Here is a 15087-nt window from a genome sequence, read left to right as displayed (position 1 = left end):
CTCGCGCGGTACTGCCCACTGGATATCGGGTATGTGCCCATTAACCCCATGAAACCGGACATGGGCGGGCTCGCTGGGCTGGGAAGTGATCGGCGTGATCGACACCGATGGTGACTGCGCCGAGTGGACCTTTCCCGCGGAACCGGGCGCCGTGCGCACCGCACGCTCCGCGGTCCGCGGCCAGTTGCACGGCTGGGGCCTCGACTGCCTCGCCGACCTCACCGCCTTGCTGGTGAGCGAGCTGGTCACCAACTCGCTGCGGCACGCCACCGGCCCCATCGGCGTACGGCTCGTACGCCCCGCCGGGCTGGCCGGCACCCTGCGGGTGGAGGTCTCCGACCCGCTGCCGGACCCGCCGCGCGAGCGGGTCGCCCGCGACGAGGACGAGAGCGGGCGCGGTCTGCAACTGGTCGCGGGCTCCTCGCGCCGCTGGGGCACCAGGCCTGGCGTGAGCGGAAAGACCGTCTGGTTCGAACTCGCGGTGCCGGGGTGAGCCGGAAGCATGGAGGGGGCACGGGGGAGTACGGCCGGCGGCGGTCCGCCCACCGTGCGCTCCGGGCGCGCGGCCGGTCCCACACTGTGTGATTCGAGGGCGTGTTCCCTGGTTAGAAGACTGGGAGTGTTGTCACGGAGCGGTCCGAAAAGCATCTGGACCGAGCTGTGATCGTGAACACCGTGTCGTGCGGCGCCGTAGTGCTGGATACTGCGGGCAGCCGCACCCGGTGACCGGTGCCGGACGCGGTGAGCTGGAGGGGACGGTTCGCGTGAGCGAGATACCAGCGAAGGCCACGGAGTCCGAGGACCCGTCGGACGGCGCGAGGCACCAGGCCGCGGAAGCTGCCGCGGCACCCGGCGACGCCATGTGGCAGAGCAGCCCGCCCGGTTCGATCTACGACTACATCAAGGTCGCGTCCTTCTCCATCGGCCCCGGCGGGCTGGTCGAACAGTGGAGCCTGCGCGCCGAGCAACTCTTCGGCATCCCCGCCGCGCGCGCCGTCGGTATGGACCCCATAGAGGCCTTCATCGACCCCGATCTGCGCGAGCGCGGCCAGCGCAAGATGGCCGAAATCCTCGACGGGCGGGAGTGGACCGGGGTCGTGCCCTTCCGCATGCCGGACCAGGCGGACGGGGCCCGCGGCGAGGACGGCCTCGCCGAGGTCTACGTCATGCCCACCCGGACCGGCGAGGGCGACAGGGCCGCCGTCTGCATCGTCGTGGACGTACGCACCCTGCGCAGCATCGAGACCGATCTCGCCGCCTCACAGGCCATATTCGGCCAGTCTCCGTTCGGATTCCTGCTGATCGACGCCGATCTGAGGGTCCGTCGGGCCAACGAGCGGTTCGCCTCCGTCTTCGGCGGGACCCCGGACGACCACCGGGGCAAGGGCGTGCACGACTATCTGCCGCGCGGTGAGGCCGAGCGGGTTTCGGCCACGCTGCGCCGGGTGCTGCAGTCCGGCGAGTCCATCACCGACATGCATGTCACCGGGTACGTCCCCGGCTCCGAGGAACGCCGGCACTGGTCCGTCAACCTCTACCGCGTGCACAGCGGCAGCGGCCGGCCCATCGGTATCGCCTGGCTCGGCACCGACATCACCGCCCGCCGGGCCGCCGCCCGCGAGGCCGCCGCCGCCCGCCGCAACCTCGCCCTGCTCAACGAGGCCGGCGCCCGCATAGGGAACTCCCTCGACCTGGAGACCACCGCCCGGGAACTCCTCGACGTCGTCGTCCCCGGCTTCTGCGACCTGGCCACCGTCGACCTCTACCAGGGCCTGCTCACCGGCGACGAGACCCCGCCCGGCCTCGCCGACGGCAGTGCCGAACTGCGCCGCGTCGCCTTCGCCAGCGCCGTGTCGGACGTGCCGCTCAGCGGCACCGCCGATCCCGTCGCGGTCGGCGCGGTGCACCACTTCCCCTTCAACTCGCCCTGCGCGGACGCCCTGCGCACCGCCCGGCCCCAGCGCGTGCCCGCCGAGGAGGGTGCACTCGTCCAGTCCACGCTGGCCGTGCCGATGGTCGCCCACGACACGGTCGTCGGGCTCGCCCGGTTCGCCCGCGCCAAGGGCAGCGAGCCGTTCGGCGACCGGGACCGCGAACTGGCGGTGGAGCTGGCCGCGCGCGCCGCCGTGTGCATCGACAACGCGCGCCTGTACCGCCGGGAACACGAGCGGGCGCTGATACTGCAACGCTCGCTCCTGCCGCCGGGGGACCCGGAGGCGTCCGGGCTCGACATCGCCTGCCGCTATCTGCCTGGCAACGCGGCCACCGAGGTGGGCGGCGACTGGTTCGACGTGATCGAACTGCCGGGTCACCGTACGGCGCTGGTCGTGGGCGATGTGATGGGGCGGGGTCTGCGGGCCGCCGTCGCCATGGGTGAACTCCGCACGGCCGTACGGACCTTGGCTCTGCTGGACCTCGAACCCGCCGAGGTCCTCTCGGCGCTGGACGAGATCGCGCGAGGGCTGGGCACCCCGGGCGGCGTCCAGCAGGCCACGCGTACGGCACGCCAGCCGCGGGACGCCGACCTGTCCGAGGTGTACCTCGCGACCTGCGTCTACGCGGTGTACGACTCCGTCACCAGACGCTGTACGTTCGCCAACGCCGGCCATCTGCCGCCGGTCCTGGTCGAGCCCGGTGAGGCCGCCCTGATGCTGGACGTGCCGCCCGGCATGCCGCTCGGCGTGGGGGGCGAGCCCTTCGAGGAGGTCGAGGTCGAGTTGCCGGAGGGCGCGCTGCTGGCCCTCTACACGGACGGTCTGGTCGAGTCCCGCGACCACCCCCTGGAGGAGGGCCTCCAGGCCTTCGTCGGCGCGCTCACCGACCCGTCCAGCCCGCTGGAGGACGTCTGCGACCACGTCCTGAGCACCCTCGACACCCACCACGGCGAGGACGACATCGCGCTGCTGATGGCGAGGGTGCAGGGGCTGCCGTCCGATTCCGTCGGGGACTGGACGCTGCCGCGCGAGCCGCGGAGCGTGGGGCGGGCGCGCGAGTACGCCCGGGCGCGGCTGCAGGGCTGGGGTCTGGAGCCACTGGTCGACACGGCGGAGCTGCTCGTCAGCGAGCTGGTCACCAACGCGCTGCGGTACGGCGAGGGGGAGATCCGGCTCCGGCTGCTGCTGGACCGCACGCTGGTCTGCGAGGTCTGGGACTCCGGCCTGGTCCAGCCCCGGCGGCGACGCGCCCGGGACACGGACGAGGGGGGCCGGGGGCTGCAGCTGGTCGGGTTGCTGAGCGCGGCGTGGGGCTCACGCCGGACGCCGCGCGGCAAGACGGTGTGGTTCGAGTTGCCGTTGCCCGGGGGAGAGGCGGGACTGACCGACCCGGCCGAAGCACTGCTGAGCCTCTTCTGACGAGCCCCTCGACGGACGGGGCCTGGCGGTCCGGCTCGCTCAGCGCCGACCCCGACTGCCGGGGCCGGCCTGGCTGGTGGGCCCGGGGCCGTAACCGTGGGGGCGGGCCTTCGTCGTGGTGACGTCCGCGGCGCGTCCTGGCGGAAGCGGTCGTTCGCCCGGTCGGCCGGTGCTGCGGCACTAGGCGCGCGGTGCGAAGCGGTGGCGGCCCCGTGTCCGAGGGCCGCCGTAGCTCGCCGGCGGGCCCGCGTCCGGGTCCTCGGCCAGCAGCACACCGCCCAGGACCGCACCGGCCAGGCCCGGCGCGTCCCCGCCGGCGCCCGGGTACGGGCTGCCGTGGGCCCGCACGTTCCGTTCGGCCAGCTCCCGGGCCGCGCGGGCGAGGGAGTCGGCCTCGTCGGGGTGGCCCGTGCCCAGCTCCCGTGCCGCCTGTGCCAGGAGAACCCGCGCCTCCGGGCCCACCGCGCCCCGGTGCACCGCGACGAACTCCTCCGCCCCGGCGACGGAACCCCTCGCCACGAGCAGCGCAGCCGCGGCCGGTGCGCCCGAGTGGCCCGTCTCCAGCCGCTCCACGGCCCGCGCGATCCGGCGCAGGGCGTCCAGCGGGTCGTACGGTCCCGCCGTCCGCTCCTCCCGCACGGCGGCCAGCACACCGTCGGCGTGGGCCAGCCGCGCGTGCAGCTCACCGCTCGTCAGCGGCTTGCGCCCACCCCCCTGCCGGGCCGGCGCGATCTCCGCCTCCGCGCCGGTCAGCGCGGCCGGCACCAGCTCCGCCGCCTCCCGCAGCCGCGCCGCGAGCCCTTCCACCCCGGTCACCAGGGCCTCGGCCTGGACCACCGCACCCTCGGCGGCGCGCAGTTGCCCGGCGGCCCGCCCGCCGTCGCCCGCGTCGGCCGCCTGACGGGCTTCGTTGAGCCGGACGGTGGCGAACACCAGCCGGTCCTTGGCCTGTTCGACGTACCCGATGACCGGCCCGATCGCCGAGGCGGTGTACCGCTCGTGCAGTTCCACCAGGGTGTCCTGTGCGGTCAGCGTGCGCCCCGTCAGCTCGCGGAACCAGGTCTCGGCCGACTCCAGGGCCCCGGCCAGCCCAGGACCGTCCAGCTCCCGCAGCCGGTCCAGCTCGGGAGCCTCCGCGTCCAGCCGGCGGCCCGCCTCCGCGCACCGGCCGACCACGCCGACCAGCGCCTGCCGCCGTGCCACCGTGTCCTCGGGCACCCCCTGCTCGTACCGCTGCCAGATCGCGCACGCGGCGGCCAGCTCGGTCTCGGCGGCCCGCAGCGCGTGGACGAGGGGTTCGGTCTCGGCCTGCCCGAACCGCCGCCGGACGAAGGAGAGTTCCTCACGGCTGGTCCGTACGCAGTCGTCGGCGAGGACCAGTGCCGCGCGGGCCTGGCGCTCGGTGTCGGCCGGGGAGGGGACGGGCGGGGCGGCGGAGACGGTCCCGGGGGTCGTACGGCTGCGGGCGCGGCGGGTGCGGCGCAGATAGCCGTATCCGGCCAGCCCCACGGCCGCGACGCCCGCGACGAGGGGCAGGACGAGATCCGCGGTGGACGTCTCGTCCTGCCCCGGCGCGTCGGCGCTCGCGACCGTCGCGACGGCCGCCACGGGAACCGGATCTTGCGCACCGGTCGTCATCAGGGGCAACACCAGCCACCCGGCCCCGACCCCGGCACCCAGCACGGCGTGCGCCACCCGCGCCGATATGTGCGCGGTGGCGCGCCGGGGCCGGCACCGGGTCGGGGAGGACGTCACATTTTGGAGCGTATGGGCAGGTAGGCGCCTTCGCGAGCGGGGCGGATACGGGTGGGGGAAGAGAAGGGCAGGAGACAGAAATGGACGGGCGGGGTATGCACGAAGGGGGAAGGGACGAGGAAGCGCCGGACGGGGAAGGAACGGGCGAGACGGGAACGGGCGGGGAGGAGACCGGCGGGGAAGGGGCCGGCGGCGCGGGGGCGGGTCCGAGCGCCGGCGCGGAAACCCCCGGCGAAGGCGCCGCCGAGGCGCGCCGCCCGAGACGGCGCCGCCGTGTCCTCCGCTCCGCCCTGGCCGCCCTCACCCTCCTTCTCCTCCCCCTCCTCACCGCCGAAACGGCCCTCCGCGTCAACTACACGGGCACCCCGAAACCCGGCACCACCACCCGTCACCAGGACGCCCTGTGGCTGGGCCACGCCTGGGTGGACGGCCGTAGGACCGACCGCGACGTCCAGGCCCTCGCCCGCCGCCTGAAGACCACCGGCATCCGGGACCTGTACGTCCACGCGGGCCCCCTGGAACACGACGGCACCCTGCCCAAGTCGGCCTACCGCAGGTCCCGTTGGCTGACCACGGCCCTGCACCGCGCGGCGCCCGGCGTCCGTGTCCAGGCCTGGCTCGGCGACAAGCTGGCCAGCGAGAGCCCCGACGGGCTGCGGCTGGACCGCGCGGCCACCCGCACCGCGATCCTCGCCTCCACCCGCCAGATCCTCGCCGCCGGCTTCGAGGGCGCCCACTTCGACCTGGAGCCCCTCCACTCCGGCGACAAGAACTACCTCGCCCTCCTCGACGACCTCCGCGCCCTCACCCACGCCCGTCACGCGCTGCTCTCCGTCGCGGCCCACCAGATCGACCCGCTCCCGGCCTTCCACTCCTTCTGGGGCGCGACCACCGGGCATCCCAAATGGTGGTCGCAGGCCTACTTCGGGCAGGTCGCCCGCCGCGTGGACCAGATCGCCGTCATGTCGTACGACACCATGCAACCCCTGCAGAGCCTCTACGGCGGCTACGTGGCCCAGCAGACCAGCCTCGCCCTGGAAGTCACTCCCAGGACCACCGACCTCCTGATGGGCCTGCCCTTCTACCACGAGAACCGCTTCGGCCACCGTGCCCACGCGGAGACCGTCCCCGCCGCCGTACGCGGGGTCCGTCTGGGCCTGTCCCGCACCGACGCCGACCGCGTCCGGTTCGGCGTCGCCCTGTACGTCGACTTCGCGGCCACGGAGGCGGACTGGCGGGCGTACCAGGAGGACTGGGTCCGCTGACCGGAAGTACAGGGGGCGGCCCTCATCCCGCCGGCCCCGCGCCCCGGACGCCCGTTACGAAGACCGCCGCCTGATCTTCGAGCCCAGCCACACCAACGGGTCGTACTTGCGGTCCACCGCGCGCTCCTTCAGCGGGATCAGGGCGTTGTCGGTGATCTTGATGCCCTCGGGGCAGACCTCCGTGCAGCACTTGGTGATGTTGCAGTAGCCGAGGCCGTGTTCGTCCTGGGCCGTGCGCTTGCGGTCCAGGCCGGTCTCGGCGGCCGCGTCCAGCGGGTGCATGTCGAGTTCGGCGATCCGCATCAGGAAGCGGGGGCCCGCGAACGCCGCCTTGTTCTCCTCGTGGTCACGGACGACGTGACAGGTGTCCTGGCACAGGAAGCACTCGATGCACTTGCGGAACTCCTGCGAGCGGTCCACGTCCTCCTGCGTCATCCGGTACTCGCCGGGGCCCACACCGGCCGGCGGCACGAACGCCGGGACCTCCCTGGCCTTCTGGTAGTTGAAGCCGACGTTCGTCACCAGATCGCGGATCACCGGGAAGGCGCGCAGAGGGGTGACGGTGATCGTCTCCGCGCGGTCGAACACCGACATCCGGGTCATGCACATCAGACGCGGGCGGCCGTTGATCTCCGCCGAGCACGAACCGCACTTGCCCGCCTTGCAGTTCCAGCGGACGGCGAGGTCGGGCGCCTGGGTGGACTGCAGCCGGTGGATGATGTCCAGCACCACCTCGCCGTCGTTGACCTCGACCGAGAAGTCCTCCAGGCCGCCGCCCTGCTCGTCGCCCCGCCACACCTTGAAGCGGGCCTCATAGCTGCTCACTCGTACAGCTCCTCTTCGGCGAGGTACTTGACCAGCTCCTCCTTCTCGAAGAGGGCGAGCAGGTCCGGGCGGATGGGGTCGGTGCTCTCGCGGGTGAGGCGGATCTGGCCGCGGCCGGGGTCGGTCGCCGCGAGGCCGCCGGTGGGGTCGGCGAGGGCGCACAGCAGGTTCACGTTGCGCCAGGCGCGGTCCATCGTGGGGTGGTCCTCGCGGGTGTGCCCGCCGCGCGACTCGGTGCGCTCCAGCGCGGCCCGGGCCACGCACTCGCTGACCAGCAGCATGTTCCTGAGGTCGAGGGCCAGGTGCCAGCCGGGGTTGAACTGGCGGTGGCCCTCCACACCGGCCCGGCGGGCCCGCACCCGCAGCTCGGCCAGCTTGTGCAGGGCCTGCTCCATCTCGCCCTCCCGGCGGATGATGCCGACCAGGTCGTTCATGGTCTGCTGGAGTTCCTGGTGCAGGGTGTACGGGTTCTCCGGCGGGCCCGCCTCGCCCTCCCGCCCGGCCTCCGCCGAGAAGGGCCGCAGGGCCTCCGCCGCCGCCGAGTCGACCTGGGCGTCGTCCACCGGCGGGCGCTGGTACGCCAGCCCCTGCGCGTACTCCGCCGCGTGCCAGCCCGCCCGGCGCCCGAACACCAGCAGATCGGACAGGGAGTTGCCGCCGAGCCGGTTGGAGCCGTGCATACCGCCGGCCACCTCACCGGCCGCGTACAGGCCCGGCACGCCGCGCGCCGCCGCCGTGTCGGAGTCGACGGCGACACCGCCCATCACGTAGTGACAGGTCGGCCCGACCTCCATCGCCTCGGCCGTGATGTCGACGTCCGCCAGCTCCTTGAACTGGTGGTACATCGACGGCAGCCGGCGCCGGATCACCTCGGCGGGCATCCGTGTGGACACGTCCAGGAAGACCCCGCCGTGCGGCGAACCCCGGCCCGCCTTCACCTCGGAGTTGATCGCCCGGGCCACCTCGTCGCGGGGGAGAAGCTCCGGCGGGCGCCGGTTGGTGTCCGGGTCGTCGTACCACCGGTCGGCCTCCTCCTCCGACTCGGCGTACTTCTCCTTGAACACGTCCGGGACGTAGTCGAACATGAACCGCTCGCCCTCGGAGTTCCTGAGCACCCCGCCGTCGCCGCGCACCGACTCGGTGACGAGGATGCCCTTCACCGACGGCGGCCAGACCATGCCCGTCGGATGGAACTGGACGAACTCCATGTTCACCAGCCGCGCCCCGGCCAGCAGCGCCAGCGCGTGACCGTCGCCGGTGTACTCCCACGAGTTCGACGTGACCTTGAACGACTTGCCGATCCCGCCGGTCGCGACGACGACCGCGGGCGCCTCGAGGACGAGGAAACGGCCGGATTCGCGCTCGTACGCGAAGACGCCGCAGACCCGGCCCGCGGCGGTGCCGCTGCCGGACGCCGTGTCCTTGAGGACCCGGGTGACCGTGCACTCCTGGAAGACCTTCAGCCGGGACTCGTAGTCCCCGGTCTCCCTGAAGTCCTCCTGCTGGAGCGCGACCATCCTCTGCTGGAGGGTGCGGATCAGCTCCAGGCCCGTACGGTCCCCGACGTGGGCGAGGCGCGGGTACTCGTGGCCGCCGAAGTTGCGCTGCGAGATGCGGCCGTCCTTCGTACGGTCGAACAGCGCGCCCCAGGTCTCCAGCTCCCACACCCGGTCCGGGGCCTCCTGCGCGTGCAGCTCGGCCATCCGCCACTGGTTGAGGAACTTGCCGCCGCGCAGGGTGTCGCGGAAGTGGACCTGCCAGTTGTCGTGCTCGTTGGCGTTGGCCATGGCCGCCGCGATGCCGCCCTCGGCCATGACCGTGTGCGCCTTGCCGAACAGCGACTTGCAGATCACCGCCGTACGGGCGCCCCGCTCACGCGCCTCGATGGCGGCCCGCAGTCCGGCGCCGCCGGCACCGACCACGACGACGTCCCACTCCTGGCGGTCGACCACGGTCATCAGACGGCTCCACCTGTTCTAGAAGAAACGGGGGTCGGCGAAGACCCCGGACGCGACGAGATAGACGTAGAAGTCGGCGAGCGCCACGCTCAGCAGCGACGCCCACGCCAGCTGCATGTGGCGGGCGTTGAGCCGGCCGACGAACTGCCACGCCTTGTAGCGCACGGGGTGCTTGGAGAAGTGTTTGAGCTTGCCGCCGACGATGTGCCGACAGGAGTGGCAGGAGATGGTGTAGGCCCAGATCAGGGTGATGTTGACGAGGAACACGACGGTGCCGAGGCCCATGTGGCCCCAGTTCTCGTGCGGATCGCGGAAGGACAGCACGGTGTCGTACGTCAGCACGCCCGCGACCAGGATCGCCGCGTAGAAGAAGTACCGGTGGGCGTTCTGCAGGATCAGCGGGAAGCGGGTCTCGCCGGTGTACGTCCGGTGCGGCTCGGCCACCGCGCAGGCGGGCGGGGACGCCCAGAAGCTGCGGTAGTACGCCTTGCGGTAGTAGTAGCACGTCAGCCGGAAGCCCAGCGGGAAGACCAGGATGATGATCGCCGGGGAGATCGTCCACCAGCTGCCGAAGAGGTCGGCGTTCGGGCCCGAGGGCATGTCCTTGCAGTTCTGCGCCAGACAGGGCGAGTAGAACGGCGAGACGTACGGCGCCGCGTAGTAGTGCGCGCCCGCGAAGGCCCGCCAGGTCGAGTAGACGACGAAGGCCAGCAGACCGGCCGCGGTGACGGCGGGCGCCAGCCACCAGCGGTCGGTCCGCAGATGCGGGGCGGTGATCGCGGCGCGCGCGGTGGTGCGTACGCCGCCGCTGTTCTGTTGGGGTTCCGTACCAGTGGCCAAGGCAGGGCTCCGGTCGGTCGGGGGTCAGGGGGCGCGGCGGTCGCGGGCGCCCAGGCCCTCGTCGTCCGAGTCCGTCCACAGGCTGATGTCGTAGGGCGTGTCGGAGATGGTGACGAGGTCGGGCCGGCGCGGGGCGTCCGGCGCGGCGCTCGCCTCGCGCAGCAGCGCCACGCTCTCACGCAGATGGTCGGCGTCCAGTCGGACCCGGCGCATCTCGATGCCGCCGCTGCCGAGCTGGTGCTCCAGACGTCCCAGCGACCGGTACAGATCGTCGAGAGAACGCTGGACCGAGGTGATGTCGTCGTGCACGGACATGACTTGCCCTCACTTCCGCGGGTCCGGCGGGCCTGGGCGGCAACGTTCATGCGCCTTGGAGTGTTGCGCGCCGCACGTGCCGCTGTGAAGGCATGTGCAGCGATTGGCGGAGGCGCACCGATGCATCTCGGGTGGTGTTGCGCCGCACGGGTGGGGTTACCGCCCGTCGTCGCCGTGTCGCCCGTGGTTGCCGGATCCTTTCCTCTTCAGTGGGCCGCATAGATCTGATCAGCTCCATATACCGCCAAAGGTGATCAGCTCCATATACCGACAAATGTGAGCATAAAGCCAGCGGCTCCCCGGAGGTAGCAGTGATGTCCCACGACGGCGTCGTCGCCCGCTCGCGGCACCCCCAGCGGAGCGTCATGCGTTCGGTCGCCTTTCTGACCGCCGGTGTGCTCGCCGTGCCCCTTCTCGCCGGCTGCGACTCCGAGGACAAGGCCGGCAAACCGCTGGCCGGGCAGGACATCGCCCCGGTCGCGCGTGGTCTGGTCGCCGACGGGGGCACCCTGAAGTGGGCGGTGGACGCCGTCCCCGCGACGCTGAACACCTTCCAGGCCGACGCCGACGCCGGCACCACCCGGGTGGCCCAGGCCGTGCTGCCGTCGATGTTCCGGCTGGACGCCACCGGCCGGACGGTGGCCAATCCCGCCTACCTGGAGTCGGCCAAGGTCATCGAGACCGAGCCGCGCCAGGTCGTGCTGTACAAGCTGAACCAGCAGGCCGTCTGGAGCGACGGCCGGGAGATCGGCGCCGCCGACTTCGCCGCCCAGTGGCGCGCCCTGTCCGGCCGGAACAGCGCGTACTGGACCGCCCGCAACGCCGGTTACGACCGCATCGAGAAGATCGAGCGCGGCGCCAACGACCTGCAGGTGCGGGTCACCTTCTCGCGGCCCTACGCCGACTGGAGGTCGCTGTTCTCGCCGCTGTACCCGAAGGACGTCATGGGCACCCCGGACGCCTTCAACGACGGGGCCCGCCGCAAGCTGACGGTCACCGCCGGCCCCTTCAAGGTGGACAAGGTCGACACCGCCGCCAAGGACGTGGTCCTCACCCGTAACCCGCGCTGGTGGGGCAGGCCCGCCAAGCTCAACGAGATCGTGCTGCACGCCGTCCCCCACGACCAGCGGGCCGTCGCGCTCGCCGACGGCAGCGTGGACCTCGCCGACGTCGACCCCGCCGATGCCGAGCGGATCGGGCTCGCCGCCCGCGGCACCGCGAACCCGCTGCAGGGGTCCGGCAGGACCTCCGTGACCAAGCTGCGCTCCTGGGCGCTGGCGCACGGCGTCGGCTCCGACCAGGCCCGGGCCGGGCAGACGACGCTGCGCCGGGCCATCACCCGGTACCTGGACGAGCAGCAGCAGCTGCGGGGCGTCGAGGTCCGCAAGTCGCTGGAGCCCGCCTACACCCAGCTCGCCCTCAACGGCTCCGAGGGCCCCCTCGCCGACGAGCGCGTCCGCCGGGCCGTCGCCCGCGCCCTGGACCGCAAGGAACTGGCCAGGCTGGTGCTCACCCCGCTGGGCCTGCCCGCCGTCCCGGTGGGCAGCCACCTCGCCCTGGCCGGGCAGCCCGCCTACGCGGACAGCAGCGACGCGGTCGGCGACCAGGACCCCAAGGGGGCGCAGGCGCTGCTCGCCGAGGCCGGCTGGGTGCCGGGCGGCCCGGTCAAGGAGGAGAAGAAGGGCGAGAAGGCGGCCGGCTCCGAGGGCGATCGCGCCGGCAAGAAGGGACAGGAGGAGAAGGAGGACAAGTCCGACGGCGGCGACGACGGCGCGTACATCGTCGGCGAGGACGACAAGAGCGGGGACGGTACGAGCGGCGACGACAAGTCGGGGGGCCGCGACGACGGCGGGGACCGGCACATCGCGCAGGAGGGCAAGCACGGAGGCGTGCCCGGAGCGTACGCCCCCAAGGGCACGGCCGCGCCGGCCGCCGCGCCGGCGGGCCTGCTCGCCAAGGACGGCAAGGCGCTCGCGCTCCGCTTCGTGCTGCCGTCCGGCGCCGGCTCCGAGACGCTGAACTCGGTCGCCGAGCGGATCTCGGCCATGCTGGAGCGGCTCGGGATCCGGACGACGATCACCAAGGTCTCCGACGAGAGCTACTTCAAGGACCACATCGCCTCCGGCGACTACGACCTCGCGCTGTACTCGTGGCCGTCCTCCGCGTTCCCGGCGACGGACGACCGGCCGGTCTACGCGAAGCCGGTACCGGCCGCGGACGGCTCGGTGAACGTCGAGCAGAACTACACGCGGGTGGGGACCGACCAGGTCGACCAGCTCTTCGACCAGGCCATGGCGACGCTGGACGAGGACGAGGAGGTCTCCCTGATCCGCAAGGCGGACGCCAGGATCTGGGCCGCGGGCGGCTCGATTCCCCTCTACCAGCGGCCCCAGCTGGTGGGGGTCCGCAAGAATCTGGTCAACGCCGGGGCGTTCGGTTTCCAGACGCCGGTCTACGAGGACATGGGCTTCTTGAAGAAGGGGGCGAGGATCTCCCCCAGCCCCACGAAGTGACCTGCACAAAGATCACGGCTCGGCCCTGAGAAGGCCGACTCACTCGGGGCCACGTACCATGGGGTGAGGCCGTGGCGTGTCAAGCCCGGCAGGGCCCGTGCGACACAGACGTACGCGCAGGGCGATCCTCACCACTCCGGGAGTACGGCAGCTTATGGCCACGCGCCACGACATCCGAAACGTCGCCATCGTCGCTCACGTCGACCACGGCAAGACCACCATCGTCGACGGCATGCTGAAGCAGGCCGGCGCGTTCGCCGCCCACCAGCTCGACCAGGTCGACGACCGGGTCATGGACTCGAACGACCTGGAGCGTGAGAAGGGCATCACGATCCTCGCCAAGAACACGGCGGTCAAATACCACCCGAAGGACGGCGGGGACCCGATCACCATCAACATCATCGACACCCCCGGCCACGCCGACTTCGGCGGCGAGGTCGAGCGCGGTCTGTCGATGGTGGACGGCGTCGTGCTGCTGGTGGACGCGTCCGAGGGCCCGCTCCCGCAGACCCGCTTCGTGCTGCGCAAGGCCCTCCAGCAGCGGCTGCCCGTCATCCTGTGCATCAACAAGACGGACCGCCCGGACTCCCGCATCGACGAGGTCGTCAACGAGACCTACGACCTTTTCCTGGACCTGGACGCGGACGAGGACCAGATCGAGTTCCCGATCGTCTACGCCTGCGGCCGTGACGGCGTCGCGTCGCTGACCAAGCCGGAGGACGGGACCGTCCCGGCCGACTCCACCAACCTGGAGCCGTTCTTCTCCACGATCCTGGAGCACATCCCGGCCCCGACGTACGACGAGGCCGCGCCGCTCCAGGCCCACGTCACCAACCTCGACGCCGACAACTTCCTCGGCCGTATCGCGCTGCTCCGCGTCGAGCAGGGCGAGCTGCGCAAGGGCCAGACCGTCGCCTGGATCAAGCGTGACGGGACCGTCAGCAACGTCCGCATCTCCGAGCTGATGATGACCGAGGCGCTCACCCGCAAGCCGGCCGAGAAGGCCGGCCCGGGTGACATCTGCGCGGTCGCCGGTATCCCGGACATCATGATCGGCGAGACCCTCGCCGACACCGAGAACCCGATCCCGCTGCCGCTGATCACGGTCGACGAGCCGGCGATCTCCATGGTCATCGGCACGAACACCTCGCCGCTGGTCGGCCGGGGCGGCACCGGCAAGGGCGCCGACGCGAAGTCGGCCGTGAAGGACCGCAAGGTCACCGCCCGCCAGGTGAAGGACCGCCTGGACCGCGAGCTGATCGGTAACGTCTCGCTGCGCGTGCTCGACACCGAGCGTCCGGACGCCTGGGAGGTCCAGGGCCGTGGTGAGCTCGCGCTCGCCATCCTGGTCGAGCAGATGCGCCGCGAGGGCTTCGAGCTGACCATCGGCAAGCCCCAGGTCGTCACCAAGCAGGTCGACGGCAAGACCTACGAGCCCGTCGAGCGCATGACGATCGACGTGCCCGAGGAGCACATGGGCGCCGTCACCCAGCTGATGGGTGTGCGCAAGGGCCGTATGGACAACATGTCCAACCACGGCTCCGGATGGGTGCGCATGGAGTTCGTCGTGCCGTCCCGTGGTCTCATCGGGTTCCGGACCGAGTTCCTGACGCAGACCCGTGGCACCGGTATCGGCCACTCCATCCACGAGGGCTTCGAGCCCTGGTTCGGCACGCTCCAGACCCGTAACAACGGTTCCCTGGTCGCCGACCGCGCCGGTGCGGTCACCGCGTTCGCGATGACGAACCTCCAGGAGCGCGGCGTGCTGTTCACGGAGCCGGGCACCGAGGTGTACGAGGGCATGATCGTCGGCGAGAACTCGCGCTCCGACGACATGGACGTGAACATCACCAAGGAGAAGAAGCTTACGAACATGCGGTCCTCGTCGGCCGACTCGTTCGAGGCCATCGTCCCGCCGCGCAAGCTCTCCCTGGAGCAGTCCCTGGAGTTCTGCCGTGACGACGAGTGCGTCGAGGTGACCCCGGAGGCCGTTCGCATCCGCAAGGTCAACCTCGACCAGCGTGAGCGGGCCCGCGCCGCCAGCCGCGCCAAGCACGGCTGATCCCAAGCCGGTTGAGCCCGGGTGTCCCCCAGCGTGGGGGCACCCGGGCTTTTTGCAACCCGTTTTCGGGGGCCCTATGTCCGGCATGCGGAGATCGTTGCCCGATAGCCATGTAACAAGTCCGTTTCGTGCCTTCTTCCGTCGAACAGTTTGTCCAGATTTTGGAAGATGCGGCGGCGATCCGTGACTGAATTGAGATCT

At 71.7% G+C, this 15087-nt stretch carries 10 protein-coding genes; 5 read left to right on the top strand and 5 right to left on the bottom strand.

Translation table 11 applies throughout. The features are described 5' to 3' along the window. Positions 1-85: 85 nt before the first annotated feature. Both IE244_RS06260 and IE244_RS06255 read left to right on the top strand, forming a co-directional pair. Positions 86-493: an ATP-binding protein gene (locus IE244_RS06260; protein ID WP_191871630.1), complete on the top strand. Its 408-nt coding sequence runs from the start codon at positions 86-88 to the stop codon at positions 491-493. Between the two features lie 271 nt (positions 494-764). Further along, entirely contained in the window at positions 765-3353 is a 2589-nt protein-coding gene (locus IE244_RS06255) for a SpoIIE family protein phosphatase (RefSeq protein WP_191871629.1), read from the top strand. A 180-nt stretch (positions 3354-3533) separates the two neighbouring features. On the opposite strand, the gene IE244_RS06250 is transcribed toward IE244_RS06255, so the two are convergent. After that, positions 3534-5108, bottom strand: a complete 1575-nt coding sequence (locus IE244_RS06250; RefSeq protein ID WP_191871628.1) for a hypothetical protein — start codon at positions 5106-5108, stop codon at positions 3534-3536. A 95-nt stretch (positions 5109-5203) separates the two neighbouring features. Here IE244_RS06250 and IE244_RS06245 point away from each other — a divergent pair, with 95 nt between their 5' ends. Further along, positions 5204-6373, top strand: a complete 1170-nt coding sequence (locus IE244_RS06245; protein ID WP_229853970.1) for a glycoside hydrolase family 18 protein — start codon at positions 5204-5206, stop codon at positions 6371-6373. 54 nt (positions 6374-6427) lie between these two features. On the opposite strand, the gene IE244_RS06240 is transcribed toward IE244_RS06245, so the two are convergent. From IE244_RS06240 to IE244_RS06225, 4 genes are read right to left on the bottom strand one after another with little or no spacing between them, the layout of a single operon-like run. Beyond that, positions 6428-7198: a succinate dehydrogenase/fumarate reductase iron-sulfur subunit gene (locus tag IE244_RS06240; protein WP_191871627.1), complete on the bottom strand. Its 771-nt coding sequence runs from the start codon at positions 7196-7198 to the stop codon at positions 6428-6430. Continuing rightward, entirely contained in the window at positions 7195-9156 is a 1962-nt protein-coding gene (locus IE244_RS06235; protein ID WP_191871626.1) for a fumarate reductase/succinate dehydrogenase flavoprotein subunit, read from the bottom strand. Before IE244_RS06235 ends, IE244_RS06240 begins: the two co-directional genes overlap by 4 nt. Before the next feature lie 18 nt (positions 9157-9174). Then, entirely contained in the window at positions 9175-9996 is an 822-nt protein-coding gene (gene sdhC / locus IE244_RS06230) for a succinate dehydrogenase subunit SdhC (RefSeq protein ID WP_191871625.1), read from the bottom strand. Positions 9997-10020: 24 nt separating this feature from the next. Continuing rightward, positions 10021-10311, bottom strand: a complete 291-nt coding sequence (locus IE244_RS06225) for an Rv0250c family protein (protein WP_031163635.1) — start codon at positions 10309-10311, stop codon at positions 10021-10023. Between the two features lie 314 nt (positions 10312-10625). On the opposite strand from IE244_RS06225, the gene IE244_RS06220 reads away from it, so the two are divergent. Together IE244_RS06220 and typA are read left to right on the top strand one after the other, a co-directional pair. Beyond that, positions 10626-12824 carry an ABC transporter family substrate-binding protein gene (locus IE244_RS06220; RefSeq protein ID WP_191871624.1) on the top strand — a complete coding sequence of 733 codons (2199 nt, stop codon included), beginning with the start codon at positions 10626-10628 and terminating at the stop codon, positions 12822-12824. 154 nt (positions 12825-12978) lie between these two features. After that, positions 12979-14886, top strand: a complete 1908-nt coding sequence (gene typA, locus IE244_RS06215) for a translational GTPase TypA (RefSeq protein ID WP_191871623.1) — start codon at positions 12979-12981, stop codon at positions 14884-14886. Positions 14887-15087 lie beyond the last annotated feature (201 nt).

Source organism: Streptomyces filipinensis, assembly GCF_014649495.1.
GTDB lineage: Bacteria > Actinomycetota > Actinomycetes > Streptomycetales > Streptomycetaceae > Streptomyces > Streptomyces filipinensis.
Note: the sequence above shows the minus strand (reverse complement) of the source record. Positions and strands in the feature narration are given on the sequence as shown.

Bases quoted from the DNA above. Each gene is read 5' to 3' on its own strand.
- IE244_RS06245 (WP_229853970.1), top strand. From the start codon at position 5,204: ATGCACGAAGGGGGAAGGGACGAGGAAGCGCCGGACGGGGAAGGAACG.
- IE244_RS06235 (WP_191871626.1), bottom strand. From the start codon at position 9,156: ATGACCGTGGTCGACCGCCAGGAGTGGGACGTCGTCGTGGTCGGTGCC.
- IE244_RS06225 (WP_031163635.1), bottom strand. From the start codon at position 10,311: ATGTCCGTGCACGACGACATCACCTCGGTCCAGCGTTCTCTCGACGAT.
- IE244_RS06220 (WP_191871624.1), top strand. From the start codon at position 10,626: ATGTCCCACGACGGCGTCGTCGCCCGCTCGCGGCACCCCCAGCGGAGC.
- typA (WP_191871623.1), top strand. From the start codon at position 12,979: ATGGCCACGCGCCACGACATCCGAAACGTCGCCATCGTCGCTCACGTC.